Raw genomic sequence first — 25544 nt, forward strand, 5'->3', positions numbered from 1 at the left:
GAAAAATAATGAGCATTTGTAGAGAGAAGTCGGAACAAAAATGTTTCGTCTCCTATAGATAAAAAAACAAGCAGTCTTCTGGGATGGGAAGACTGCTTGTTTTTTTATTTTGTATGCGTCGTTAAACTCCGCAAAATTCTTTTATATGGCATGGCACGCCCAATCACGTAGATCATGATCGATTGGATCGGCACCCAGATAATGGCTCTTAATAAACGTGGTCCCCAAAATACCCAGTTCATCGGTACTTGGTACATAATGACTAACCATAGTGGTGTCAGGATCAAACTAATGAGCACTGTCACACTAAGTGTTGCTAAGATCGCATTTTTCCAAGTGATCTCTTTGCGATAGAAAAAGAAACCATAAATCGCTCCTTCAATAAAAGCATTCAACGTGAAGCCGATGAAAAAGACAGATTTAGGAAATAATGCCATACCCACGACATCAGCTAAAACAGACCCGATCCCTGTCCAAAATGGGCCAAATAAAATACCCATGACCACTTGGGGAATGAATGTTACACTGATTTTGAGTAATGGTGTTTCAAATGAAACTAAGCGAGACAGCGTGACCATCAAGGCGATCAACAGTCCCATGATCGTAATCATACGAGCATCTAAACGATTTTTCTTCATTTCTAGCATCTCCTTTAAGAGCTGCTACATGTTTCATGCAGCGAATGCGAAAATAAAACCGCGAACAAATGTCCTTCGTCCTAGAGGCAACATCCCATCCTCTAAGCACTTAACGCTTTACTTTCTACTCTGTTGATAGTGGGAATTTATCCCAGACAAACTATAGCATAGAAAAGGATTCTGTGTAAATAAAAAACTAATATTTCTATCAAAAACAATTCATTAGTTCGTAACGTAACAGACATTTAACAAACAAATCCTAATGAATAACCACAAAACACGAATTTTTATAGATGGTTGGGAAAAGGAATCTTGCTGCCCTCTTCATGGATGACTTCTCGGAACTCGAAAAACCCTGCTTCAAGCCCTCGCAACAAAACTTCTGCGGTACCGATATTCGTCGCTAAAGGGATATCATAAACATCAGCTAATCGGATCAATGCAGTCACATCAGGCTCATGCGGTTGAGCCGCTAAAGGATCACGAAGGAAAATCACTAGATCCAGTTCATCTTCCGAGATCATCGCCCCAATCTGTTGATCTCCGCCTAAAGGCCCTGAGTTGAATCGATGGACTGATAGTCCTGTCGCTTCTGCAATCTTTTGTCCGGTCGTCCCTGTCGCGAATAGTTCATGTTGTTCAAGTATCGTTTTGTAAGCAGTAGTAAATTTTATCATCAATTCTTTTTTGCGATCATGTGCAATCAATGCTATCTTCATCTGTCATCACTCCTTTTCTACCAGTGTAACAAATTTCTTTCTGGTTTGATATTCTACAACTTCCTATACAAACATATCAAGGACTTCTAGTACATCAAACCATGTCAGAATAGCCCATTGTTCAATTTTTATTATGTTTCTAGCGGTGTAGTCAATTGAACGCAACTGATGTGTAACAACTTGTCCAGAAATTATTTGTGGTTCTTTGATCTTAATATATGTATCAAATTTTCTTTCCTCTAGCTGAATCAAAATCCAACCACACAATATCTTTTTGCTTTGGATCATCCATTTATTTATAGTTCCTCTCCCTCAAGGTCCATTTCATCCCACTCTTTATCTTCTTGGGTAATTGACTCTCTAAAGACTGCCCATGCCTCTGGACTCTTGAAAATATCTTCTTTTTTGGGCTTTAAAACATATGTTTCACCTATTTTTATAATCGTATATATTTTTCCAACTTCTGGAGAAATATCTTTTGGAAAAATCGCTCCTACAGAATTTCCAATCTTTTAATAGTCGTTTCCATTATTATCATCTCCCAGCTCATGTTAAATTGAATTTATCTTCATTTAACATGAAAATCAAATTTTGTTTTCTTGGTTGCCTCCTTTTTATATCTCTTAATATCTACAAAGTATTATACGCTCTAAGATAGTGAATACACGGTAAATCTTTGATAAATCGAGCAGTAAAAACCAAAAAAATAAATTATCATATTGCTGGAGTTTGCTCTCATTATTGAAAGATTTGCTTCATGAACATCATTTATTCTATTTTGTACACATTGACGAAAGATTCCACGAATTCTTGTTCATTGTGACATTGATTATAGATAGCGCTTTCAACTATACTAAACACATCAAATAAAAGAAAAAAGAAAGCGTGGTTTGTTCGATGGTAGAAATGGCTCTGAAAAATGTATACAAGAAATATGATAACGCAGAAAATTATTCTGTTACTGACTTTAACTTGGCAATCAAAGATCGTGAATTTATCGTATTCGTTGGTCCTTCCGGTTGTGGGAAATCAACGACACTTCGTATGATCGCTGGTCTTGAAGATATTTCTGAAGGTGAATTGAACATCGGCGGCAAAGTAATGAATGATGTTGCTCCTAAAGATCGTGATATTGCGATGGTATTCCAGAACTATGCCTTATACCCTCACATGACGGTGTTCGACAACATGGCGTTTGGTTTGAAATTACGTAAATATGACAAAGCAGACATCAAACAACGTGTGGAAAATGCTGCGGAGATCCTTGGTTTGACTGAATACTTAAAACGGAAACCAGCTGCTCTTTCAGGTGGACAACGTCAGCGTGTGGCTTTAGGTCGTGCCATCGTACGTGATGCAAAAGTCTTCTTGATGGATGAGCCATTGTCAAACTTGGACGCGAAACTACGTGTTGCTATGCGTGCCGAAATCGCAAAATTACACCAACGTCTAGAAACGACAACGATCTATGTTACCCATGACCAAACAGAAGCGATGACGATGGCAGATCGTATCGTTATCATGAAAGATGGATTTATCCAACAAATCGGTTCACCGAAAGAAGTTTATGATACACCAGTCAATATGTTTGTCGCTGGTTTCATCGGCTCACCTGCCATGAACTTTTTCAGTGTTACACTAAACCAAGGCGTGATCTCAGATGGCCATGGGTTAAAACTAAGAATCCCTGAAGGTAAAAACAAAGTCTTGGTTGAAAAAGGCTACGAAGGAAAAGAACTTGTCTTTGGTATCCGTCCAGAAGATATCCATAGTGAGCAAGTCGTTTTGGATGCCTCACCAGAAACCGTCGTCAATTCAGAAGTTGTCGTATCCGAATTACTTGGTGCAGAAACAATGCTTTATACTCGCACTGGAACAACAGAGTTCATTTCAAAAGTTGACGCTCGCGACTTCCATAAACCAGGAGAAATGATCGATCTTGCCTTCAACATCAATAAAGGGCATTTCTTTGATAAAGATACAGAAGACGTTATTACGATCCCATAATCTGTAAACAATCGATGATAAATAAAAGTCCCAACGATCTTGTGATCGTTGGGCTTTGTTTTGATTTCTTCAATAACTAAACAGTTCTTTTGATCGTTCCTTGCATGATCTCGTTCTTTTGCTGTTTTTTTGCGGCAGTGAAAACTGGTACGTCGAAAAATTTGCTTAATGTACCAGCGATAAAATAAGCAATATTGTAATCCACTAAACTGTGGATCAAACCACCGATCCCCATCAAGATGAATACTGTATAGAAGTACCCTTCTGCGTAGTATGTTTCAGGCATGTTTCCAATAAAGAAGAACACACTGACGACAATCATCTCAACAATCGAATGGATCACACCAATTAGGAAATTAAATCCTTGAAAGCGCCAGTTCAATAAAGTGAACTCTCCGTCTTTTAAGACGATTCCTGGTTTTTTTTGTAAATACCATGCGCCGATCAGCGCAAACACCAAATGAGACAATGCGCGAAGTGCAATAATCACTGGTGTAGTCAAGAAGAAGCCAAATGTTGTACCTAGTGCTACTGCAACAGCGACACCTGGTGAAAAGAACATTGCGATAAATAATGGCACATGGGAAGCAAGTGTAAATGATGCAGGGGGGATCACGATTTTAGGCATGATCATCGGGATAAGAATCCCCATCCCAATCAGCAAAGCGGAAATTGTCAGTTTTCTTACAGAATTTGTTTTCATTTTTTTACTCCTTAACGTGTCTTGACACATTCATTTTGACTTATTGTACTGCTAAATCATCAATGTGTCAAGACACCTAAAGGCAAAAAGAAGCAGACACCTTACATCTTCTAAAGTCGAGTAAGTACGCCAAAAAAACTGTTTTTAAGATAATAAGAACCTCTTGAAAAAAATAGCTAAGCTTATTTTCTCAAGAGGTGTCTGATGATTCATCTTTTAGACGTTTTTTTCATGTCTTAGACTGATTGCTTTATTTCTTTAGCTGCTCCATTGCATTGCTTAGTGCAGCAAATTCTTCTAAAGAAAGTGTTTCGCCTCGTCTTTTCGGATCAATCTCTGCCTTAGAAAGACTTTCGGTCAACCAATTTTTTGTTTCTTCATCTTTCCCATAAGCATGCTGCAAATTATTCCATAAGGTTTTTCTGCGCTGTTGAAACGCAGCTTTGGTCAAACGGAAAAAGGCTTGCTCATCTGTCACAGAAACTGCTGGTGTTGCTCGTCTCGTCAATTTCAAAATTGCTGAATCCACGTTAGGTTGTGGAACAAAAACAGTTTTTGGAACAATAAACGCTAAGCTGGCTTCCATGTAATACTGGACAGCAATCGACAACGAGCCATATGCTTTTGTTCCAGGTTTAGCTGAAATACGATCGGCCACTTCTTTTTGCATCATCACGATCATTTCATCGACAACGACTCCTGACTCAAGAAAATGCATCATGATTGGTGTCGTAATGTAATAAGGTAGATTCGCAACTACCTTCAAAGGTAATTTTTCTTTGAATTGTGTACTTATTGCCTCTGCTAAATCGGTTTTTAAGATATCTTGATGGATGACTGTCACATTTTTATAAGGCGCAAGTGTATCCGCCAAAACAGGAATCAATCGGTCATCGATTTCAAAGGCGACCACTTGCTTGGCGTGACGTGCAATCTGCTCTGTCAATGCACCGATCCCTGGTCCTACTTCGATCACATTAGTTTGCTGATCGATTTGACCAGTCTCAATGATTTTTCTAAGGATGTTCGGCTCTGTCAAAAAGTTTTGCCCTAAGCTTTTCTTAAAAGAAAAACCGTGTTTCAATAAAATCTCTTTCGTTCTAGTGGGTGTTGCAATGTCCCGATATTCACTCATAATGATCCTCCACTTTTTTCATTGCCTGTTTAAACTCGTCTAACGTAATCCGGAACATGTTCAACCGTTTCTCCAATTGTTTTCCGTTGGTATAGCCGATGCGTAATTCGTCACCTAACATTTCCCGCTTTTCTTTTGCTTGAGGTCCTGCAATCAAACCTTGTGTCACAAGCATTTGTCTAGTGATTTCTGGTGTTTGTTCCTCATCATCGACTGGCGTGACGACTTTTTTCAATGCTTCTAAGATCGCCGTATCACTCGCATGCTCGACCCCTAAACTCCCTTTCTTCTTCGGGACTGCTTGATTCCTCGGTAAAAAGGCGTGTTTTGCTTGTGGTACAACTTCCATGATCGTTTTACGGATTTTTTCACCTGAAAAATCTGGGTCTGTAAAAATAATGATGCCTCGAGTTTCCTGCGCATGTTCGATCTGCATCAATATTTCTTCGTTGATCGCTGATCCAATGGTTTCTATCGTGTCGGCTTCAACCACTTCTTGTAATCGTCTCGTATCGTCTTTCCCTTCGACGACAATGATTTCTTGGATCTTTAATTTAGTCATGCTCTGCTAATCCAAACAAACGATGGGCGTTTTCCCATGTCTGTGCAGCTACTTCTTCCATCGGTAGCTGACGAAGTTCTGCGATCTTTTCTACTGTGTAACGTGTATAGCCCGGTTCATTTCTTTTGCCACGATACGGTACAGGTGCTAAATAAGGTGCATCCGTTTCGACCAACAGCCGATCCAATGGTACATTTGTGGCAGCTTCCTGCACATCTAATGCCTTTTTGAATGTGACTACGCCACTAAAGGAAATGTGCATCCCTAAATCAAGGAAACGTTTTGCCCACTCAAAATCACCACTGAAGCTATGCATGATCCCACCGATATCTCGGATGTCTTCTTCTTTTAAAACCTTATACGTATCTTCTAACGCATCTCTCGTATGGATGCTGATCGGTAGGCGCATCTCTTTAGCGATCGCGATCTGTCTTCGGAAGATTTTGTCTTGGACTTCTTTAGGATCTTCCATCCAGTAGTAATCCAATCCGATCTCACCTAAAGCAACTACTTTGGGTAAAGTCAATTGTTCTTGTAGTTTATTTTCGATTTCTTTCGTATAGCTGCCAGCTTCCGTGGGATGCCAACCGATAATGCTATAAATATTTTGGTAATCTTGACTAAGCATCAAAGACTTTTCGATCGTCGGCGTATCAAAACCTACGACTGCCATTTTAGTCACACCTAGTTCTTCTGCACGCTGGATCGTTTCAGGGATATCCTCATTGAATTGTTCTGCGTTCAAATGAGTATGAGAATCAAATATCATTTTTATCTCTCCTTTTCATTCATTACTTTAGCATATAAATAGGCTTTAAAGAAGTCTCAACGACTAAAAAACATGATATCTGTTACGAAAAAAACAAGACGGGATAAAAGTGTTCTCCCTAGAGAAGTCACTTTTATTCCCGTCGTTTATTCAGTGTTAGAGGACGCAAGAGAACTAACGTCTCCACTTTTTCAATCGAAACTTATTTACTTTCCGATTGTCTTTTTTTGTAATAAAACACAGGCACACCTAACAATGTCACTAAGATGCCGATCATCGCTAGATTCGTTTGTGTGATCAGTGTCATTCCTAAAATAAAGATTGCTCCTAAGATCGCGATGATCGGTATCACCGGATAGAAAGGCACTTTATAAGGACGAGGCATTTCAGGCGCTTTCTTTCTTAAAATGAATACGCCAATGAAAATCAATAAGCTAAATAGCCACATCACAAAAATCAGCATATCCGTCAGAAAATCAAATGATCCTAAGCTCATCATGATACATGCAATCGCTAGTTGGAATAACGCAGGTACATATGGAACCGTGAAATTTTTTGAGAGCTTCGATAACTGTTTACTGAATGGCAATTCATTTTCTAATGCCATGGCATAAGGGACGCGAATTCCGGTCAGTGTATAACCATTCAATGCCCCATAAACAGAGATCAAAATACCGATCGTAACAATTTTCCCTCCCAATTCACCGAAGATAACGGCAGACGCATCAGAGGAAGCATTCAAGTTCCCAGCAATTTGATCGATCGGTAATGTTTTCAAAAAGACGAAATTGATCAATAAGTAGACGAATGTCACAAAACTTAATCCTAGAATAATTGCTTTTGGCAAATCCTTTTCTGGACGCTTCATTTCTCCTGCCATCGCTCCAACACCTAACCAACCATCGTAAGCAAAAAGTGTTGCCAACAAAGCACCGCTTAGTCCTTCTGCCCAGGAAACACCTTGACCTGCTTCTACTGGAAATAATTGAACCGTCCCTTGTCCAGGTGTCAAAAGACCCCAAATGACGATCACTGCAATCGGGATCAACTTGATCACTAATGTAACAGATTGAACATAAGCACCAACTTTGGTTCCTAGGAGATTCAACCCAGTGATAGAAAGTGCCGTAATAATCGCGATCACTAATAAATAATTAGCTGGTAGTTGCAAAAGATTGATCAGCTGTGTCGCAAAGATGATCGACAGTGCCGCGATGTTGGCTGGAAAGTAGATCAAACTTTGTGCCCAGCCTAATAGAAAACTTGGTAACTTACCGTAAGCTGCTTCAATATATTTGACTGCTCCACCGGTTTCAGGAATCGCAGTGGCTAATTCAGCTACCGTTAGGCCGGCACAGATCGTTAAGAACCCTCCTAACAACCACGCGAGTAACGTCAAACTTGTTGATTGTGTACTTGCCACTACCGCTGCTGTTTTAAAAAAGACGCCGGCGCCAATCACAGTTCCCATCACTGTAGATAGTGCACCAAACAAATTGATCTCGCGTTTTAATTTCCCTTTCATCCTCTTCCTCATTTCGTATTTCTTTTTTATTTTTTTCAGTATAACTGAGAACTTTTCGTTTTACCATTCTTTTCAGAAATTTTTATTGAAAAACATCCCTCTTAAGACGGATGTTTTTTTGCTATATCTTCTATAAAATAGGACTACTTGGAATTGTAAGGAGGTAACCAGATGGATTTTCAATCAATCGATCCAAAATTAGCCACTTATTTAAAAGATAAAGGTGCTAATCTTTTTCCACAAAAAGAACAAAAGCAATCCAAGCTGCATTGGTTATTGTTGATTTTATTTGGTTGGTTAACGATTGCGACATTTACGCAACAATTGCTATTGATGGCTGGTTTTCTTCTCATTGCGGCCTTGATCAAAGGACCTGGGATGTTGTTGTGGGGAATCGTCTATTCCTTTCTTGTTGGTTTGTTTCCGCCCATTGCTTTTTTACTTTCTGTCCTCTTTTTACTATTGAATGTCCAAACGATCGTCAAAAATTGGCGCGTTACGATGGTCGGGATATTTTTCTATGGCTATCCTTTAGCAATGAACGCTTTGCGTCACTTGAACGATTGGGATACGACATGGTTCTTCGCTATTAGCTTACTGGTAGGTTTAGTGATTTTACACACGCTATTGCTCAAGATCTATGCACGTTATGGCAATAGCCGTCTGGTTGCTTGGTATATTTTATGTATTCCTTTTTCAATCGTAGCAGCTTTATTGCCAACAAAAGTCAAACAACGGTTAAAACTAAAGAAAGTCGGACGATGATTTCTCATCGTTCGACTTTTTTGACTGTCTCTAAAACGACTCTAGTGATGAATCGCTCCTGTGAATTTCATTCGTTTCAAAAACTGTTCATACATATCCTGGCTCATACCTAAAGTATCGAGCAAATAACCGTTCTCGGTTCCCCAATTACTTAAACCTCTATAATAAAATTCACGATGGATATCTTTGATGACGAAAGGCATGACATTGTGCTTCAAACATTCTTTGAACATGAGCAAACGTCCTGTACGTCCGTTGCCATCTGCAAAAGGATGGATTCTTTCATATTTCACATGGAAGTCAGCAATCTCAGCTAAACTTTTGTTCTTTTGATTCTCGTAGTTCGTAATTAAATCCATCATTTCTTCGCTTACGTTCTCTGGCGCTGCTGTTTCAACTTCCTCATAACCAAACCCAATCATATTTTGAACAATCTTGAATTCTCCAACAGGTGTCAGCGGATTTTTTTCATCGGTTGTTCCTCGTTTCAAAATACGGTGTAATTCTTTAATAAAATCATTCGATAATGGTTCTTCGATATGCTCAATCACGTAATCAAAACCTTTGAAATGATTTTCTGTTTCTTTGATATCATCTAGTTTCGTCGCCTCACCATTTTCAGCAGGAGGTAGAATATTATTTTCAAATATCAAGGCGGTTTGCTTCTCAGAAATTCTCGATCCTTCGATTCGATTGGAGTTATACGCCATTTCTACTTGCGTCAAATGGTAAATTCCACCATGCAGATTTGCTTTCCTTTCCAAGATAAATCGCGTGATCAAATCTAACTCATTCACATCCATCTTTATTCCTCCTCTCCCAATAGGTAGCGTAGTTATCCTATATTTCATAAATCATTCTGTCTAAACCAATAATCTGATGACTCAGTTTGGACTCTTTACTTTTTATACCTAGACACTTTTCTTTCTTATTGTAACATGTATGTTTTGTTTAGCTGTGACATTTCGAAAATTTCATTGAACAATGATTATGAAAGAAAGATTTAGTTTCGATAGGCTATTATTCTAGCTCTACACAAAAACTTTATCCAAGAAAAAATGCTCGATGTCTGAGTCAACCTATCCATCTTTTTATACATCAAATCTTTGATACTGTTCGATCGAATCTGCTAAATCTTCGACTGTCTGATTGCCTATTTTTCCAAACCAATGACTTGCATCACTATAATATTTTTTTGCACTTTTTGTATCGCCTAAAAGAATTGAAACATCCGTTAAGAGTACATATACTTGAAAGACAACTTCAGGTAATTCTGATTGTAGGTCCGCTCTTGATATTGCACTTTCAAGCATTTTTTTAGCTTCAATCGGGCTTTCGTGGGAATAAGCAAGCGTGTTACTTTCCCAATATAATTTTTCAAATCTTGATTTGTCTGAGTGCTCTCTTTTATGACTATAAGGTTGTGAAAAAATGAAATGATTCCCATTAGGATCAGTTATACTAAATCTTCTATCAGCATCTAAATTCTTTGGAATCCCCACTCTAGGTAAGCCATTTCTTGGCGGAACCTTCCCATGGATCTGTTTATAATTCGATATAAAAAGTTCGTATAACGAATCAATATTCTCAACTTCATATAAATACATATTCGTTGGCGTAGGTACTGTCAATTTTTTATAGCTGTAGAGTTGAAAATTTAAATACCCATTATCCATGATTGCATACCCGCGTGAACGTTTTTTGTTCTCATATCGATTAGTAAAACCAAGTTCCTTATAAAATGCAACTGTCTGTTCCATTGAAACAGCTGGCAATAATGGTACACTCTTTTTAACGATGATTTCATTCATTGAATTGCCTCCCTTAAAACTAAATTGGTAGAAATTTTATTCCCTACAATAATCATAGCAAATTAATGCAAATGCTAATGTTTCAACAAATAAACGTATATTTGATCATATATTTGGAAATATAAGTTGTCATGAACTTTAAAGTTTAATTATAATGAAAAGTAGAGGTGTATAAGAATGAGAGGCAACGAAATTGCAAAAGAATTGAATATTAGTACAAGTGCGTTAAGACTATGAGTCTTGGGGGATCATCCCTAAAGTCGAACGAGCAAAAAATGGCTATCGAATCTACACCTATGAACATCAAGCATATTTTCGTTGTATCCGATCGATGCTTCCTGGTTTTGGTATGGATTTTATAAAAGAGATCATGCCTTTAGTTATGACGGGGAAATGACAAAAGTTCTTTGGAAGATCAATGATGAACAAGTAAAACTTCATACAGAAAAGCAAATAGTCAAACATACCATCGCTATACTTGACCCAACTGCTCTATCAAGTACGCCAAAACATAAAGATAAAAAACACTTTTCGATTGGCGAAGTTGCCAAGGAAGCAACTGTATCGACATCTGCCATTCGCCACTGGGAAAAAGAAGGATTACTAAAGCCGACTCGGAATAAGGATAGTCGATTTCGAGAGTTCAATATTTACGATATTAGAAGAGTTTTCATTATTAGAACCGTACAACGTGCCGTATTTTCCTTAGAAAGTGTGAAAGAAGTACTTGAAAGACTTGATAACAATGAAATCAGCCATACCAGAGAAATTGCAGTTAATACCTTACAGCAAATCGATGGCATCTTATTGGAACAAATCAAGGGCATCGCCTCATTCAATGAGTTATTACGTGTGATCAGTGAATAGAATACCTATAGTTTTCGTTTTAATTAACGAGCCAAAGAATAAGACGACACCCACAAAATCTGAACATCGATTTTGTGGTTGTCGTCTTATTTACCGAGGCTAAATATTTTTGTTGAAACCTCTATTAGTTATTGCATTTTAGCCAACTTCTGAACCGTTTGGCATACCTTTTGGTGCTTCGATCACTTGGAGCGAGCCATCTGCTGCTTCTGCTGAAAGAATCATCCCTTGGCTGATCAGTCCGCGCATTTTGCGTGGTTTCAAGTTGGCAACGATCACCAATTTTTTGCCGATCAATTCACTAGGATCAGGATAAAACTCAGCAATACCAGATAAGATCTGACGGTCTTGGTTATCACCTGCATCTAAGCGGAATTGCAACAGTTTATCTGCGCCTTCTACTTTTTGACAATTGATAACTTCCGCTACTTTTAATTCGACTTTTTCAAATACATCGAACTTGATTTGTTTTTCTTTTGTGGAAACAAGTTCTGTTTCTTCTGGGTCCCATTTGACAGAGTCCTCATTTGTTTGAGTACCTTCTGACATTTTCGCTTGGATGTAGGCAATTTCTTCTTCCAACTCTAAACGTGGGAAGATCGGTGTGCCTTTTGCAACAACTTTAGTTCCAGATGGGAATTCACCGAAGTGCAATCCTTCAAGGTCCATTGTTTCAGCATCCAACCCTAATTGATTGAAGATCTTGCTTGGTGTTTCTGTCATGATCGGTTGTAAGAGAATTGCTGTGATACGTAGCGACTCAGCTAAGTGGATCATCACACTCTCCAACTCTTTTTTCTTCTCTTCGTCTTTCGCTAATACCCAAGGCTCTGTTTCGTCGATATATTTGTTGGCACGAGAAATCAATACCCAAATTTCAGCTAAGGCAGTGTTGAATTCCATTTTTTCCATCGCATCATGGTAACGACCTACCACGTTCGCAGCAGTTGTCGATAACTCACTGTCAAATGGTGTCACTAATGAGGCATAATCAGGAACTACACCGTCGCAATATTTATTGATCATCGCAATCGTACGATTCAAAAGATTCCCTAAGTCATTCGCCAAATCGTAATTTACACGAGAAACAAAATCTTCTGGTGTAAATACGCCGTCTGAACCGAATGGTACAGCACGTAATAAGTAGTAACGTAGCGCATCTAAGCCATAACGTTCTACAAGCATTTCTGGATAAACGACATTTCCTTTTGATTTAGACATCTTGCCATCTTTCATCAGCAACCAGCCATGTCCAAAGACTTTCTTCGGCAATGGGATATCTAATGCCATCAACATGATTGGCCAATAGATCGTATGGAAACGAACGATTTCTTTTCCGACCATATGGACATCTGCCGGCCAATATTTTTGGAATAACTGATCGTCGTCTGAGCCGTAGCCTAATGCCGTGATATAGTTTGATAACGCATCGATCCAAACATACACCACATGCTTCGGATCATTCTTGACATTGATCCCCCAGCTGAATGTCGTACGTGAAACCGCTAGATCTTCTAAACCTGGTTTGATGAAGTTATTGATCATTTCGTTTTTACGCGATTCTGGTTGGATGAATTCTGGGTGTTCTTCGTAGTATTCTAACAAGCGATCCGCATACTTGCTCATACGGAAGAAATAAGACTCTTCCTTGACTAGTTCAACTTCATGACCACTTGGCGCTTTTCCGCCGATCACTTTGCCGTCTTCATCTTTGTAAACTTCTGCAAGTTGTGTTTCTGTAAAGAATTCTTCGTCTGAGACAGAATACCAGCCTTCATATTCACCTAAGTAAATATCGCCTTGTTCAAGCAAACGATCAAAGATTTTTTGAACCGCTGCTTTATGATAATCATCGGTTGTGCGAATGAATTTATCGTAGCTGATATCTAATGTTTTCCACAGTTTTTTGACATCTGCAGCCATTTTGTCTACATATTCCTGTGGCTCTACGCCTAATTCTTCTGCTTTCTTCTCAATTTTCTGTCCGTGTTCATCTACCCCAGTTAGATAAAACACATCAAAGCCCATCAAACGTTTATAACGTGCAACAGCATCACATGCAATCGTTGTATAAGAATTGCCAATGTGCAGTTTGCCACTTGGATAATAGATGGGCGTAGTGATATAAAAAGTTTCCTTTTCTGCCATGGGGTACTTCCTCCTTTATCGCATGGTGCGAATTCGTTTCCTTGCTAGTATACCATAAAATGAATACGCTGTTAGCTTTTTTTGATAACTCCCGAAATGTTACGATGTTCGATTCTTTCATAAAAATATCGATCAAGAACTTCTGTTATAGTGAGATGTCACTCACTTCCCTGCTCAACCAATCACTCGTTTTTCTTTTAGATTGCCTACACGCCATTCTCTGCTTTACAAACATGTTATAATAAGCAATATCATATAAGAAAAGGTTTTGAGACTAATGACAAAAAAGCACAAATTATTTATTATCAGTATTACTTTACTTTCGCTCGTCCATCTACTATTTAGTTTCTATTATTTATGTTTATACGGTTATTTCAATCTTCATGGACAGCTGAACACGTTTCTTTTACTCTCAATGATCCTTCGAGTCGTCCTAGCAGTGTACATCGTTGTCTGTGGATTTTTCGCCATTCGAGAAGAAAAACAAAAGCTTCTCCCTTTTTATTTGCTTTTCTTCCTATTTAATCTACTCTTACCGTTTCTCTTTCAACTATGAGTTTGATTTATTTGTCTAGAAATCTTTGGTTTTACTTGAGATTCTGCTACAATAATGTAAAAAGCGCCTTAATCTAACGGGAGGTGAAAACGTGGAACACTTTCATTCAAAAGAAGAAGAAAAAACCTATTATGAACAAGAAGCACCGGAAGCCGATTTCTTAGCTTGGTACCAAGACCAAGAGCGGCCTGAATATGAGAAACCTTCCTTGACAGTCGATATCGTTTTACTCTGCTATAACAAAGAAGAAGATCAATTAAAAGTTTTGCTTATCCAGCGTAAAAGCCATCCTTATCGAAATTCCTGGGCACTTCCTGGAGGATTCGTCCAAAAGAATGAATCGACAGGTGCCAGCGTCTTAAGAGAAACCAAGGAAGAAACTGGCGTTGTCATCTCAGAAGAAAATATTGAACAACTGCATACCTTTAGTACACCAAACCGTGACCCTCGTGGCTGGGTCGTCACAGTCAGCTATCTCGCCTTTATCGGTGAAGAACCTTTGATTGCTGGAGACGATGCCAAAGAAGTCCAGTGGTTTTCTCTGGAACGCAATGCAAACAAGCTTCATTTATCGAGTGGTGAGGTGGCGATCACGCTTGATTTAACGACAAGTGAATCTTCCGGCAAAGACACGTTAGCCTTTGACCACAGCGAGATCATTGTCAAAGCCTTCAACCGTGTCGTCAATAAAATGGAACATGAGCCACAGGTGCTTCAAGTTCTAGGAAAAGACTTCACGATCACAGAAGCACGTAAAGTATTTGCTAAATTTTTAGGGATCGATTTTAAAATGATCGATCATTCCAATTTTAAAAAAGCAATGTTACAGTACTTTGATGAAATCGGCGAACGTCCAGTTGGGATCGGACGTCCTTCAAAAATCTATCAATTAAAACCTGGGCATACAGAATAAAAAGAGGTGAAGGGCAGTAAATGCTCTTCTCCTCTTTTTTGGTTTGTCATAATTAGTGAGCTTTTCTTAAAGAAATTCCTAGAAACAAAAACAATAGTTGTTTTTTATAAACAAGGCGAACCCTGGCGCCCCTACCAGTTTTTTTATTCAAACAGAACTTGTTTTCCTATTTCAACTAATTCCAGACTCTTTTTTCCTGTGGAAGGATTCGTTTGTTCCTGCATATCGATCAATACTAGCTTTTTGCTGTACCATTGCGATTTGTACTGGAGTTTTGCTAATAGCTTATGCCAATCTTGGATTGAAAACTCACCTTCTGAACAGTCTGCTGAAATCGATTCGACAAACAAATAATCATAGTTACGGATGACCGTTCCTGAAATTTGTTCAAAATAGTCTTCTCGTTGAAATTTTTGTTTTAAATACAGGTCTTTGATTTTTCGTTTTTGTTTTTGGTAATTTTTAACTCTTTCAACGTGTGTCCGTCTGTGTTGCGCTGCCCGACCTTTGATCACAAGCTTTCTTTTTGCTCGAACAAGCTGCCGATCGACGTGTTTGAATTTAGGGACCGAGATATCGATCGGTGTGGACATCTCCACTAGACGATCTGGATCATAGGCGATCCCGATCCATTTATTTGATGCTTCCATTGTTTTTTGGGGAACTTCACAAAGCAATGACACATAAAACAGCTCATTGTAACGAGAGGAGATCGTCGCTGAACGAATCGTTCCTTCAATCGGACGATGGGCATGGATGCGGATCTTCTCTTTTAACTTTGGCAGTTTGATGTATGTTTCTTCTAAATAGATCGTTCCCTTTTGGTTGTTCGTCGTATACGACTGCCAAATACTTTTTTTATTTTTCAGTTTGGGGAAGCTTGCGCGTCCTTTAAAATAATTACGAAATGCACGATCCAAGTTTAATTGGGCATTCGCTAAGGCTAAACTATCGACTTCCTTTAAAAAAGGATATTGTTTTTTTAAAGAAGCAGGTGTCAACGTATAATCGATTTCTTTTGTTTCCAAATAATACGCTTGTCTGGCTTTTAATAAATGATTGTAAGTGAAACGCACACAACCAAATGTTTGGATCAACCACTGTTTTTGTGAAGCAGTGGGATAAATTCGAAATTTAAAGGCTTTTAGCATCGGCTTCTCCCTCCTAGTTTGCGACTAGCAAGGCTTCCTTTTGCCGTTTTAATTTTTTTGCATAATAAGCAACTTCTTGCTCCGTTGCATAAACGAAATGCTCTGGTGCGATCTCTCGCAACGAACGAGCTTTTCCATCGTCTGGTTCAGGTTGATACTTGATTCGACGACGTTGACGTTCATGGTCTGGGTCAGGCAAAGGAATCGCTGAGAGTAAACTTTCTGTATAAGGATGTACCCCATGATTATAGATTTCTTCACTTGTTCCCATTTCTAGTAACAAGCCATTGTGCATCACGCCGATACGGTCACTGATATGTTTCACCATAGATAAGTCATGGGCAATAAACAAGTAAGTCAAGCCTTGTTCTTTTTGCAAGTCTTGTAAAAGGTTGACTACTTGTGCTTGGATCGATACGTCTAAGGCAGAGATCGGTTCATCACAAATGATAAACTTAGGATTGACCGCTAATGCTCGGGCAATTCCGATCCGTTGACGCTGCCCACCTGAAAATTCATGTGGGTAACGTGTGCCGTGACTGGGATTCAAGCCAACAGTTTTTAGTAATTCATTGACTTTTGTTGCACGTTCTTCGGGTGATTTAGCTAATCCGTTGACATCGATGCCTTCTGCAATGATGTCACGGACTTTCATTCTCGGATTCAATGAAGCATAAGGGTCTTGGAAAATCATTTGCACTTCATGACGAAACTTGGTCATCGCTTCTTTTCCTTTTAACTTCGTTACATCTTGACCGTCAAATAAAATCTCGCCACCCGTCGGTTCATTCAAACGGATGATCGTACGTCCAGTTGTTGATTTCCCACTACCAGACTCACCAACTAAACCAAATGTTTCTCCTTCATAAATGTGGAAACTGATGTCATTCACCGCATGAACTTCATTTTTCTTTCCGACATTGAAATACTGTTTTAAGCCTTTAACCTCGAGCAGTTTTTTGTTCATTGTTCAGTCCCCCTTGGCCATGTGCTTTTTGCTTTTCTTGAAAAATCGCCCAGCGCCGTTGGATTTCTTCCGGTGGCGTCACTTTAGGTGCTTGTGGGGCTAATAGCCAAGTAGCCGCTTGATGTGTTGGTGATAATTCGAAAAACGGTGGAGCTTGTTCGGCATCGATCTTCAATGCAAACTCATTCCGTGGATAGAACGCATCGCCTTTTGGCGGATTCAAAAGATCCGGTGGCGAACCTGGGATCGCATATAAGCGGTCATTGCCACTTTCCAACGTAGGCATGGAGCCAAGTAAGCCCCAAGTATATGGATGCTGTGGATTGTAGAAAATCTCTTCAGACGTACCGACTTCAATGATTTTCCCACCATACATCACGGCTACTCGATCGGCGACGTTTGCCACAACACCAAGGTCATGGGTGATAAAAATGATCGATGTATCGATCTTTGATTGGATTTTTTTCAACAATTCTAAAATCTGTGCTTGGATCGTCACATCTAGAGCAGTCGTTGGTTCATCTGCAATCAAGATCTCTGGGTAACAAATCAACGCAATCGCAATCACGATCCGTTGGCGCTGTCCTCCTGAAAATTGATGGGGATAGCTGTGGATACGTTTTTCAGCATCCGGTATCCCTACAAGATTCAATAAATCTAAAGCGGCTTTTTGCCCTTCTTTTTTCGATACTTTATTGTGCTTACGTAAAGATTCTGCTACTTGTTTGCCGATCGTCATCGTTGGATCTAATGATGTCATCGGATCTTGGAAGATCATTGCGATTTCTTTTCCACGAATCTTTTGCATTTCTTTTTCTGTTTTATCAACAATATTTTGTCCTTTGAATAAAATCTCACCTGAATCGATCGATGCGTTACTTGAAAGTAAACGCATGATACTTCTAGTCGTTACGGATTTCCCACTACCGGATTCACCAACGATCGCCAATGTTTCACCTTTGTTCAAATGAAAATCGACGCCTCGGATTGCTTGGACTTTCCCAGCATAGGTATCAAAGGAGATTTGTAAGTTCTTTACTTCAAGAATTTTCGTCATCGTACTCACTCTTTCATTTTAGGATCAAAGGCATCACGTAAGCCATCTGCTAATAGGTTGAAACCAATCATGATCACCGATAAAGTTGCTGCCGGAATCCATAATAGATACGGCAAGTATAAGAATGTTTTATAGCCATCGCTCAACATCGTTCCCAATGAAGCAGAAGGAGGTGTCAAGCCTAGACCGATGAAGCTTAAGAAAGCTTCGAAGAAAATCGCTGATGGGATACTGAACATCATTTGGATGATGATCACGCTCGAGATGTTTGGCAAGATATGTTTAAAGGCGATCTTCCATTTGGATTCACCTAACGTCATCCCTGCTAATACATACTCTTGGTCTTTTAATTTCAATGTTTGCGCCCTGACGATCCGCGCCATTGGAATCCAGTTCGTGATCGCCATCGCTGCTACGATCGAGAAGATCCCTGGTTCAAAAACGACTAACATCAAGATCATTACGACTAAGTTAGGAATACCAGATAAGACTTCTAAGAAACGTTGCATCGCGTTATCTACACGACCACCTAGTAAACCAGAGATCAAACCATATGCTACACCGATCGTTACGTCTAGTAAGGCCGCGATAAATGCAATCAACAAGGAGATCCGTGTTCCCATGAACAAACGACTTAACACATCACGTCCTAAACCATCTGTTCCTAAAAAGTAGTTCACGTCTGCTGGAACATTTGCTTGTGCATATTTATCGACTAACTCACCTGCAACCATTGCTTTCCCATTCAGGCCATCGATATCGATGCCAGGAATACGGGGTGGCAAGTTGATATAATCCACATTTTGAGCAGTTGGATCGTGAGGAGAAACAAAAATCGTGATGATCGAGATAAAGATGATCGTCAATAGTAGCCCCATGGAAATAACTGCCGCTTTGTTTTTCTTCAATCGACGCCAAGAATCTTGAATAAAATTCAGTGAAGGAGCTTCGATTTTTTCACGTTCTTCTTCTGTATTTTTTTGTAAGGGTAAAAATTCATCTGCAGGTATTTCTGCAATTGTTTCGTAACGTTTAGGTATCAATTCCATCTAGCTTCGGCTCCCTTCAGAAACTCGGATTCTCGGATCAACTAGACCGTAGAGTAGATCCACGACTAAAATGACTAAGATCAACATAAATGAATACAAGATCGTCACAGCCATGATCGTTGGATAATCATTGGTTGTAATTGATTTAACGAATTGCTCACCGATCCCTGGAATCGCAAAAATATTTTCAACGACTAATGAACCAGTCATCAATGCTACTGCTAGTGGTCCTAACAACGTCATCAATGGGATCAAACTATTTCGTAAGCCATGCTTGAAGGCAATTTCCCAACGACTCAAACCTTTTGCTCGAGCGAGTTCAACATAATCACTATGCAACACTTCCACCATTTCTGTTCGGATGAATCGGGCAGAATCGGCTAATGGCGACATGGCTAATGCGATCGTTGGTAAGATCGTATACATGAACCCATCCCATTTGGCAATTGGTAATACGCGGAATTGGATAGCAAAAATATATTGCAACAGCACCGCAAACACAAAGTTAGGGATAGAACGACCTAAGATTGCGACTAATGTTGAAGACGTATCGACCCAAGTATTTTGTTTCATTGCCGAAATCGTTCCTAGGATCGTTCCAAAGAATGTTCCGAAAATGATTGCTTGTAGCCCAAGTTGTAACGAAGGTCCTACTCGTCCTGCTAATAAGTTAGCAACTGGTTGGTTTTTGAATTGGAATGAGATACCAAAATCTCCTTGGATCAAATTAGAAAGATAGATCCCATATTGAACGATCACTGGTTTGTCCAAACCGACTTGCTTGTTCAACATCTCGATCGTTTCAGGACTTAAACGTTCTTGGTTCGTATAAGGTGTTCCAGGTAATAATTGCATCAAAAAGAATGTAATGGTTGCAATCAACCAAAGTGTGATGACCATAAAGAAGACGCGTTTTAATACATATTTTATATAACTATTCACGAATGTTTCCCCCTAGCTTTTGACTTCTGATCAATGTTTCGCTACATTATTTAATGAACCAATGATAAAGGAGCAAAATAATGAAAAAAAAATATCGTCCTTATTTGTTTGCCAGTCTAGTGATCGTCCTCGTATTTGTAAAAAATATTGTGACTGATCAACTGACTCTTCTTCAATTATCCAATGATTTATTTTTATGTGCGTTGCCGTTTTTGATTATCGGCGGATTTTTATGGGTATTCTCCTCAGGTTTCTTTGATCACTTTCAGCGTTCGATCCATTTAGCACGAACAAGAAACCGGAAAGAAAAACCAGAATTTACTTCACTATCTTCTGTCAGCTACGGTATGTATACCTTTTGGCTGATCATCGCTGGAATTTTGCTTGTGTTTTCGATTGTCTTTGCGCTCATTTCACTTATCTAAATGAACAGCCAAAAGAATGACTAGGATCAGAAAATTGAGATGTCTGGGATCTTTGAACCATCCCAGACACTCTTTTTTCTTTTTTAGGACAGATTATTCTTCAATATATGTCCATTTGTAATCCCATGATGCACCAGCAGCATGATGAACGATACCTTTGACTTTTGGATTAACTAAATGACCTTCAGCTTTTTGATAAACTGGAACGACACCCATATCTTCAGCGATGATTTTATTCGCTTCTTGTAAGTCAGCCCAACGTGCTTGTTCGTCACCAGCATCTTTAGAAGCAGAAGCTTCAACAGCTTTGTCATAGTCAGCATTTGACCATTGACCACGGTTATAAGAGTTACCTGTTACAAATAAGTCAGTGAAACTACTTGGGTCAGCGTAGTCTGCGCCCCATCCACCTAATACTGTGTCAAAATCACCAGATGATGAACGGTCTAGACGAACAGAGAATGGTACTGGTGTAGGTTTCACTTTCACACCATCTAGATTTTCTTGGATAGAGTTTTGGATATATTCGATCACTTTTTTCGTTGAGTCATCATCTGATGCCATCAATTCAAATTCTAGAGAATCGATTCCTAACTCACTCTTCGCTTTTTCCCAATATTCTTTTGCTTTATCTTGATCATATGATACTAATTCGCCTGCTTCTGCTGCGAAATCTTCATTTGTTTCAGGGTTCTTAGTCATGTCCGCAGGAATCAATCCTGTTGAAACAACTGAGCCATCACCCATTACTTGTTTCACTAATGCTTCACGGTTGATTGAATAAGAAATCGCTTTTCTTAAGTTCACATTTTTGAATGGTGAATCGTCTTCTCTTTGATTGAACTCGATATAGCTTGTACGTGCTTCTTTTACTGAAGTGTAAGCTGGATCATTCGCATTTTGTTGTGCTAATTCACCTGACAAGATGACATCGTCTGCTTGTCCATCTTTGAATAGATTCAATGCAGTAGAAGATTCTTTAACAACACTTACTTTGATTTCTGATAATTGGACTGCATCTTTATCCCAATACTCTTCATTTTTCTTGTAAGTCCATTCAGTGTCAGTTCCTGGTCCATCAAAATCAGCTAATGTAAATGGTCCATTGTAAACTGCGTTATCACTTGAAGATGCGTACGCGTCACCATGTTCCTCAACTACTGCTTGACTTTGTGGGAAGAATGAAGGGAAAGCAAGTAAGTATTGGAAGTATGGTGTTTGTTTTGCTAATGTGATTTCCAATTCATAATCGCCGACTGCTTTGATCCCTAGTTCTGATTTGTCTTTGTCGCCTGCTGTGATTGCTTCAGCATTTTCAACTGGTGCAAAAAGATACGCATATTCTGATGCCGTTGCTGGATCTACCGTACGTTGCCAACCGTAGACATAATCAGCTGCTGTGACAGGTTCACCGTTTGACCATTTTGCGTCTTCACGCAATTTGATTTTATAAGTCAGTCCATCTTCACTAACTTCAGCCATTTCACTTGCACCGGCTGGTTGAGGTTTACTATCTTCATCTAAACGATAAATTCCTTCATACACATTATTTAGTGCAGTAAAACTGATTGTATCTGTCGCGACCGATAAATCGGCTGACGGCATTTCTTGAGGTACTACTAAGTTGAAGACGCCTCCTCCATCTGCTGATCCACTACTTGCAGAACCACTACCATTTGTATCTGCACTGCCGCCACCATAACAACCGGCAAGTACTAGCCCACATAAGGCCACAACACCAAAAGTTAAATTCTTTTTCATCTTCCGTACCCCTTTATCGAAATTTTCAGAATAATTAGTATTTTCTGAGTTGTTTATGAGTTTAATGAATAATTATTAAAATTGCAACAGTTTTTTTTGCTTTTTCTAAAAAATAATGATTATTGCATGAACATTTTATTATTTTTTTCTGAAAAATTGAGATAAATCAAGGATTTTTATCTTATCCTCTCGAGAATAAAATAATCATAAAATAATTACTGTTATAAGAACGTTTCTTATTAATGTTCGGATTTTGCCCAAAAAAAGAGCCTCCACAGTACGGGAGACTCGCATGTTTTATTCGATTGTTGTGAAATCATTTTTGGTTCTTCGTTCATTGATCGATTTCCCCAAGGCGTTTTGCCAGAATGATATCTGGTTGATTGATGCCATTTGCATCAGGAATCGCACCAACAATCTGATAGCCCAGCTTTTCATAAAATGTATAAGGATGTTTGTTGAAATTTTTGATTGCTTTCAGCTTATCCAATGGATGATCAAAAAGATCCGTGTGACTGAGACTTGTTGCTCCGTCCACATCATCTGTTCCTAAATAAACCATCACTCCACCTTTAGAGGCGATTTCTTTTTCTAAGTAATCCACTAAACGGCTACCGATATACTTCTTTCGATAAGAAGTTTCTACCACTAGAGGGTGAAGTTCCCAGCCTGTCATCCCATATTGAGGGAGCGCACCAATAAAGCCGACTAACCGATCTTGTTCCACTGCTGAAACAGCGATCCGCTCCGTTGCCAGTAGTTCCTCGACTTCTTTCATTGGTTGTTCTCCGTAATCCGCAGGCCAAGTCAATCGCAAAAGGTCAGCAAGCTGATCCTTCAAGCCAATATTTTTACGATCAAATTCACTGATGATCATCTCATTTCCCTCCATTCCGATTTCAGCCTATTCTATCAGCCGAACGAAAAAAAGAGAAGGAAAGAAAACTTAACTTTAAAAATATTTATTTTGCGACAGTTTTTTCTTTTTTCATTTGTTTGCTGCGCAACTGCCCACAGGCAGCATCAATATCTGTACCATGCTCTTTACGAATCACACAATTGATACCATTCTTCTTCAAGACATCGTAAAACTTCAATACATCAGCTTTCGGACTTCTTGAATACTGATCATGTTCACTTACTGGATTGTATGGGATCAGATTGACATAGGTCAATTTTTTCTTATCTTTCAATAAGTCTGCAAGTTGTTGTGCATGCTCAGGTCGATCATTTACTTGGTTCAACATAATGTATTCGAACGTGATCCGGCGATTGGTCTTCTCCAAGTACTCATCGACAGCTTCCATCAATTTTTCAATTGGGAAACGGCGATTGATGCGCATCATGGATGTGCGGACTTCGTTATTTGGTGCATGTAATGAAATGGCTAAGTTTACTTGTAACCCATTTTCAGCAAATTCTTTGATTTTATTCGCCAAACCACTTGTTGACACGGTGATGTGACGTGCGCCGATCGCTAAACCTTTCGCATCATTGATAATATGCAAGAAATCCATCACATTGTCGTAATTGTCAAATGGTTCACCGATCCCCATCACGACGACATGCGACACGCGCTCGCCTAGTTGACGTTTATCGAAGTAATGTTGGACCATCATGATCTGCGCCACGATCTCACCGGCTGTTAAATCACGATTTTTCTTTAATAGCCCACTCGCACAGAAAGTACAGCCGATATTACAGCCAACTTGTGTAGTTACACACACAGACAAACCGTATTCCTGTCTCATCAAGACCGTTTCGATCATATTTTTATCTGGCAACTCAAATAAATATTTGACTGTCCCATCACTTGCCTCTTGCACGACCATTTGTTTCAATGGATTGATCACAAAATGCTCAGATAGCTTTTCAATCAAACTTTTAGACAGATTGGTCATCTCTTCAAAGCTGGTCACACGCTTTTGGTAAAGCCATTCCCATACTTGTGACGCACGGAATTTCTTTTCACCATGTTCTAAAAACCAAGCAGTCAATTCTTTATTCGTAAAACCGTAAATGGATTGTTTTTCCACGATTATTCCCTCTTTTTCTCAAAGTATCGCTACATACTATAACTGATTCCTTTTATTAATGCAATAGTTCACAAAAGAAACTAAATAATCGTTAAAAACTAGGACTACTTCTTATTCAGGTCAGGATTGAATATCATCCACCTCATCATATTCTTCTGTCAACTTTTCTGGATCTAAAATCAACCACTTGATAAAGATAAGACCAAGAATGAGTAAAGTCGCTGGGATGATCAAGAAGAAACTGAATAAAAGAGGTGACCCATACCCGACAGCAGAAATGATCAAGCCAACCACTTTTTTAGAGTCTACTGCTTTTGAAAGTAATAAGTACAAGGTCAAAGTAAAGCCGATCACACAAATCATACTCAGGATCGACCAAAAAATGATCCCATAAAAGTTGCCCCAAATACGTGTCACATAGATGAGCGGAACCAGACCTGACTGCTCTGCTACTCGGTTAAAGAAACCGAAAAGATAAACCACTGTTTGAACGATATTCAAGATGAAAATCGTTTTGATCATTTTTTGATGCATATTGTTTTCTCCTTTTCTAGTAGTAGAACCCATCGTAGCGATAAGGCTCGTAGTTATAAAAATCCTGGATGATCGAATGACGATAATTCAATAAACTATACAGAAAAAATACGATGATTCCAAGATATAATACGATGATCCCAATTTGAATAATAAACATGGCTACTCCAGCACGACTCCAAGTTTTTTGAACTTTTTTAAATGTGGCTATATCTGTATAGTCGCCATCTCTCCATGCCCATTCGTTGCCTTTGAATCCGCAAATAAATACCCAAACAAGATTGAATACTGGAATCAAACATAATAGTGGCAGATAGGTTTTATTCCCGATTCCCCAAAGAATATTGAGAGAAAATGCTCCCCAGTTCCATTTTTTGATTTCTTCCGGCACTTCCTTGTTGACCCCTTGAAGGACAGTGTTTGCAAAGCCAACTTGAGGTTCATCAATAGGTGCTTTTTGGTTTTGACTGGTTGGTTGTAGCGGTTCTTTGATTGATTCTTTGA

General features: G+C 39.1%; 27 protein-coding genes, 1 pseudogene and 1 riboswitch. Of the genes and pseudogenes, 6 read left to right on the plus strand and 22 right to left on the minus strand.

Features of this window, described 5'->3' with window-relative positions; all coding sequences use genetic code 11:
* Window positions 1-104: 104 nt before the first annotated feature.
* The 4 genes and pseudogenes from JZO83_RS08935 to JZO83_RS14415 all read right to left on the minus strand — a co-directional run bounded on the left by JZO83_RS08935 (window position 105) and on the right by JZO83_RS14415 (window position 1866).
* On the minus strand, window positions 105-638 hold the full coding sequence (locus JZO83_RS08935; RefSeq protein WP_206853332.1) for a folate family ECF transporter S component: 534 nt from the start codon (window positions 636-638) through the stop codon (window positions 105-107).
* Between the two features lie 36 nt (window positions 639-674).
* Window positions 675-772: riboswitch (THF riboswitch) on the minus strand.
* Between the two features lie 153 nt (window positions 773-925).
* On the minus strand, window positions 926-1357 hold the full coding sequence (gene mgsA, locus JZO83_RS08940; RefSeq protein WP_207115541.1) for a methylglyoxal synthase: 432 nt from the start codon (window positions 1355-1357) through the stop codon (window positions 926-928).
* A gap of 63 nt (window positions 1358-1420) precedes the next feature.
* Window positions 1421-1649, minus strand: a pseudogene (locus tag JZO83_RS14410) (type II toxin-antitoxin system PemK/MazF family toxin).
* Window positions 1650-1653: 4 nt separating this feature from the next.
* Window positions 1654-1866 (minus strand): antitoxin MazE, encoded by a 213-nt coding sequence (locus JZO83_RS14415; RefSeq protein WP_347401514.1) that lies wholly within the window; start codon window positions 1864-1866, stop codon window positions 1654-1656.
* Between the two features lie 388 nt (window positions 1867-2254).
* Here JZO83_RS14415 and ugpC point away from each other — a divergent pair, with 388 nt between their 5' ends.
* A complete protein-coding gene (gene ugpC, locus JZO83_RS08945; protein WP_206853341.1) occupies window positions 2255-3364 on the plus strand; it encodes a sn-glycerol-3-phosphate ABC transporter ATP-binding protein UgpC in 1110 nt (369 codons plus the stop codon).
* A gap of 76 nt (window positions 3365-3440) precedes the next feature.
* Here the strand turns inward: ugpC and JZO83_RS08950 are convergent, their stop codons facing one another.
* The 5 genes from JZO83_RS08950 to JZO83_RS08970 form a co-directional block, all read right to left on the minus strand.
* The gene (locus JZO83_RS08950; protein ID WP_207115542.1) at window positions 3441-4067 is read right to left on the minus strand and encodes a hypothetical protein; all 627 of its coding nucleotides are present in this window, start codon (window positions 4065-4067) and stop codon (window positions 3441-3443) included.
* Between the two features lie 250 nt (window positions 4068-4317).
* Window positions 4318-5202 carry a 16S rRNA (adenine(1518)-N(6)/adenine(1519)-N(6))-dimethyltransferase RsmA gene (rsmA, locus tag JZO83_RS08955; RefSeq protein WP_206853348.1) on the minus strand — a complete coding sequence of 295 codons (885 nt, stop codon included), beginning with the start codon at window positions 5200-5202 and terminating at the stop codon, window positions 4318-4320.
* On the minus strand, window positions 5195-5764 hold the full coding sequence (gene rnmV, locus JZO83_RS08960; RefSeq protein WP_206853350.1) for a ribonuclease M5: 570 nt from the start codon (window positions 5762-5764) through the stop codon (window positions 5195-5197). Before rnmV ends, rsmA begins: the two co-directional genes overlap by 8 nt.
* On the minus strand, window positions 5757-6533 hold the full coding sequence (locus tag JZO83_RS08965; RefSeq protein ID WP_207115543.1) for a TatD family hydrolase: 777 nt from the start codon (window positions 6531-6533) through the stop codon (window positions 5757-5759). Before JZO83_RS08965 ends, rnmV begins: the two co-directional genes overlap by 8 nt.
* Before the next feature lie 202 nt (window positions 6534-6735).
* Complete coding sequence (locus JZO83_RS08970; RefSeq protein WP_207115544.1) at window positions 6736-8058, minus strand: amino acid permease; 1323 nt, start codon at window positions 8056-8058, stop codon at window positions 6736-6738.
* A 171-nt stretch (window positions 8059-8229) separates the two neighbouring features.
* Between JZO83_RS08970 and JZO83_RS08975 the strand changes: the two genes are divergently transcribed.
* The gene (locus JZO83_RS08975) at window positions 8230-8823 is read left to right on the plus strand and encodes a hypothetical protein (protein ID WP_207115545.1); all 594 of its coding nucleotides are present in this window, start codon (window positions 8230-8232) and stop codon (window positions 8821-8823) included.
* A gap of 41 nt (window positions 8824-8864) precedes the next feature.
* On the opposite strand, the gene JZO83_RS08980 is transcribed toward JZO83_RS08975, so the two are convergent.
* Both JZO83_RS08980 and JZO83_RS08985 read right to left on the minus strand, forming a co-directional pair.
* Entirely contained in the window at window positions 8865-9626 is a 762-nt protein-coding gene (locus JZO83_RS08980; RefSeq protein WP_206853359.1) for a Fic family protein, read from the minus strand.
* Between the two features lie 288 nt (window positions 9627-9914).
* The gene (locus JZO83_RS08985) at window positions 9915-10634 is read right to left on the minus strand and encodes a hypothetical protein (RefSeq protein WP_207115546.1); all 720 of its coding nucleotides are present in this window, start codon (window positions 10632-10634) and stop codon (window positions 9915-9917) included.
* Between the two features lie 393 nt (window positions 10635-11027).
* Between JZO83_RS08985 and JZO83_RS08990 the strand changes: the two genes are divergently transcribed.
* On the plus strand, window positions 11028-11501 hold the full coding sequence (locus tag JZO83_RS08990) for a MerR family transcriptional regulator (RefSeq protein WP_207115547.1): 474 nt from the start codon (window positions 11028-11030) through the stop codon (window positions 11499-11501).
* A 138-nt stretch (window positions 11502-11639) separates the two neighbouring features.
* On the opposite strand, the gene metG is transcribed toward JZO83_RS08990, so the two are convergent.
* Window positions 11640-13649, minus strand: a complete 2010-nt coding sequence (gene metG, locus JZO83_RS08995) for a methionine--tRNA ligase (protein WP_206853363.1) — start codon at window positions 13647-13649, stop codon at window positions 11640-11642.
* A 277-nt stretch (window positions 13650-13926) separates the two neighbouring features.
* Here metG and JZO83_RS14420 point away from each other — a divergent pair, with 277 nt between their 5' ends.
* The gene (locus tag JZO83_RS14420) at window positions 13927-14205 is read left to right on the plus strand and encodes a hypothetical protein (RefSeq protein WP_242542545.1); all 279 of its coding nucleotides are present in this window, start codon (window positions 13927-13929) and stop codon (window positions 14203-14205) included.
* Between the two features lie 91 nt (window positions 14206-14296).
* Window positions 14297-15118 carry an NUDIX hydrolase gene (locus JZO83_RS09000; protein WP_206853365.1) on the plus strand — a complete coding sequence of 274 codons (822 nt, stop codon included), beginning with the start codon at window positions 14297-14299 and terminating at the stop codon, window positions 15116-15118.
* Window positions 15119-15261: 143 nt separating this feature from the next.
* Here the strand turns inward: JZO83_RS09000 and JZO83_RS09005 are convergent, their stop codons facing one another.
* The 5 genes from JZO83_RS09005 to opp3b are packed head-to-tail and all read right to left on the minus strand — an operon-like array spanning window position 15262 to window position 20284.
* Window positions 15262-16269, minus strand: coding sequence for an RNA-guided endonuclease TnpB family protein (locus JZO83_RS09005; protein ID WP_206853367.1), 1008 nt, complete (start codon window positions 16267-16269; stop codon window positions 15262-15264).
* A gap of 13 nt (window positions 16270-16282) precedes the next feature.
* Window positions 16283-17236 (minus strand): ATP-binding cassette domain-containing protein, encoded by a 954-nt coding sequence (locus JZO83_RS09010; RefSeq protein ID WP_206853369.1) that lies wholly within the window; start codon window positions 17234-17236, stop codon window positions 16283-16285.
* Window positions 17211-18293, minus strand: coding sequence for an ABC transporter ATP-binding protein (locus JZO83_RS09015; RefSeq protein ID WP_206853371.1), 1083 nt, complete (start codon window positions 18291-18293; stop codon window positions 17211-17213). The genes JZO83_RS09010 and JZO83_RS09015 overlap by 26 nt, the downstream gene beginning before the upstream one ends.
* A 5-nt stretch (window positions 18294-18298) precedes the next feature.
* On the minus strand, window positions 18299-19342 hold the full coding sequence (locus JZO83_RS09020; protein ID WP_206853373.1) for an ABC transporter permease: 1044 nt from the start codon (window positions 19340-19342) through the stop codon (window positions 18299-18301).
* Window positions 19343-20284 (minus strand): oligopeptide ABC transporter permease, encoded by a 942-nt coding sequence (opp3b, locus tag JZO83_RS09025; protein ID WP_019722500.1) that lies wholly within the window; start codon window positions 20282-20284, stop codon window positions 19343-19345.
* Between the two features lie 80 nt (window positions 20285-20364).
* Here opp3b and JZO83_RS09030 point away from each other — a divergent pair, with 80 nt between their 5' ends.
* The gene (locus tag JZO83_RS09030) at window positions 20365-20709 is read left to right on the plus strand and encodes a DUF3899 domain-containing protein (protein WP_207115548.1); all 345 of its coding nucleotides are present in this window, start codon (window positions 20365-20367) and stop codon (window positions 20707-20709) included.
* Window positions 20710-20802: 93 nt separating this feature from the next.
* On the opposite strand, the gene JZO83_RS09035 is transcribed toward JZO83_RS09030, so the two are convergent.
* The 5 genes from JZO83_RS09035 to JZO83_RS09055 all read right to left on the minus strand — a co-directional run bounded on the left by JZO83_RS09035 (window position 20803) and on the right by JZO83_RS09055 (window position 25488).
* Window positions 20803-22470: a peptide ABC transporter substrate-binding protein gene (locus tag JZO83_RS09035; protein WP_206853376.1), complete on the minus strand. Its 1668-nt coding sequence runs from the start codon at window positions 22468-22470 to the stop codon at window positions 20803-20805.
* 334 nt (window positions 22471-22804) lie between these two features.
* Window positions 22805-23347: an aminoglycoside N-acetyltransferase AAC(6')-Ii gene (gene aac(6') / locus JZO83_RS09040; protein ID WP_206857046.1), complete on the minus strand. Its 543-nt coding sequence runs from the start codon at window positions 23345-23347 to the stop codon at window positions 22805-22807.
* 85 nt (window positions 23348-23432) lie between these two features.
* The gene (gene rlmN / locus JZO83_RS09045; RefSeq protein ID WP_207115549.1) at window positions 23433-24506 is read right to left on the minus strand and encodes a 23S rRNA (adenine(2503)-C(2))-methyltransferase RlmN; all 1074 of its coding nucleotides are present in this window, start codon (window positions 24504-24506) and stop codon (window positions 23433-23435) included.
* A gap of 120 nt (window positions 24507-24626) precedes the next feature.
* Window positions 24627-25040: a hypothetical protein gene (locus JZO83_RS09050; RefSeq protein WP_207115550.1), complete on the minus strand. Its 414-nt coding sequence runs from the start codon at window positions 25038-25040 to the stop codon at window positions 24627-24629.
* A 16-nt stretch (window positions 25041-25056) separates the two neighbouring features.
* Window positions 25057-25488, minus strand: coding sequence for a ribonuclease G (locus JZO83_RS09055; RefSeq protein ID WP_207115551.1), 432 nt, complete (start codon window positions 25486-25488; stop codon window positions 25057-25059).
* Window positions 25489-25544: the final 56 nt, after the last annotated feature.

Origin of the sequence: Enterococcus sp. DIV1298c (genome assembly GCF_017316315.1) — a bacterium.
GTDB classification, from domain to species: domain Bacteria; phylum Bacillota; class Bacilli; order Lactobacillales; family Enterococcaceae; genus Enterococcus_B; species Enterococcus_B mangumiae.

Coding starts and splice junctions, on each gene's coding strand:
- JZO83_RS09035 (WP_206853376.1), bottom strand. CDS start 22,470: ATGAAAAAGAATTTAACTTTTGGTGTTGTGGCCTTATGTGGGCTAGTA.
- JZO83_RS14420 (WP_242542545.1), top strand. CDS start 13,927: ATGACAAAAAAGCACAAATTATTTATTATCAGTATTACTTTACTTTCG.
- ugpC (WP_206853341.1), top strand. CDS start 2,255: ATGGTAGAAATGGCTCTGAAAAATGTATACAAGAAATATGATAACGCA.
- rnmV (WP_206853350.1), bottom strand. CDS start 5,764: ATGACTAAATTAAAGATCCAAGAAATCATTGTCGTCGAAGGGAAAGAC.
- JZO83_RS09005 (WP_206853367.1), bottom strand. CDS start 16,269: ATGCTAAAAGCCTTTAAATTTCGAATTTATCCCACTGCTTCACAAAAA.
- JZO83_RS08950 (WP_207115542.1), bottom strand. CDS start 4,067: ATGAAAACAAATTCTGTAAGAAAACTGACAATTTCCGCTTTGCTGATT.
- JZO83_RS09050 (WP_207115550.1), bottom strand. CDS start 25,040: ATGCATCAAAAAATGATCAAAACGATTTTCATCTTGAATATCGTTCAA.
- JZO83_RS09010 (WP_206853369.1), bottom strand. CDS start 17,236: ATGAACAAAAAACTGCTCGAGGTTAAAGGCTTAAAACAGTATTTCAAT.
- JZO83_RS08970 (WP_207115544.1), bottom strand. CDS start 8,058: ATGAAAGGGAAATTAAAACGCGAGATCAATTTGTTTGGTGCACTATCT.
- JZO83_RS08980 (WP_206853359.1), bottom strand. CDS start 9,626: ATGGATGTGAATGAGTTAGATTTGATCACGCGATTTATCTTGGAAAGG.
- JZO83_RS09020 (WP_206853373.1), bottom strand. CDS start 19,342: ATGGAATTGATACCTAAACGTTACGAAACAATTGCAGAAATACCTGCA.
- metG (WP_206853363.1), bottom strand. CDS start 13,649: ATGGCAGAAAAGGAAACTTTTTATATCACTACGCCCATCTATTATCCA.
- JZO83_RS08935 (WP_206853332.1), bottom strand. CDS start 638: ATGAAGAAAAATCGTTTAGATGCTCGTATGATTACGATCATGGGACTG.
- JZO83_RS08990 (WP_207115547.1), top strand. CDS start 11,028: ATGACAAAAGTTCTTTGGAAGATCAATGATGAACAAGTAAAACTTCAT.
- JZO83_RS09015 (WP_206853371.1), bottom strand. CDS start 18,293: ATGACGAAAATTCTTGAAGTAAAGAACTTACAAATCTCCTTTGATACC.
- JZO83_RS09030 (WP_207115548.1), top strand. CDS start 20,365: ATGAAAAAAAAATATCGTCCTTATTTGTTTGCCAGTCTAGTGATCGTC.
- JZO83_RS08975 (WP_207115545.1), top strand. CDS start 8,230: ATGGATTTTCAATCAATCGATCCAAAATTAGCCACTTATTTAAAAGAT.
- rsmA (WP_206853348.1), bottom strand. CDS start 5,202: ATGAGTGAATATCGGGACATTGCAACACCCACTAGAACGAAAGAGATT.
- JZO83_RS08965 (WP_207115543.1), bottom strand. CDS start 6,533: ATGATATTTGATTCTCATACTCATTTGAACGCAGAACAATTCAATGAG.
- mgsA (WP_207115541.1), bottom strand. CDS start 1,357: ATGAAGATAGCATTGATTGCACATGATCGCAAAAAAGAATTGATGATA.
- JZO83_RS08985 (WP_207115546.1), bottom strand. CDS start 10,634: ATGAATGAAATCATCGTTAAAAAGAGTGTACCATTATTGCCAGCTGTT.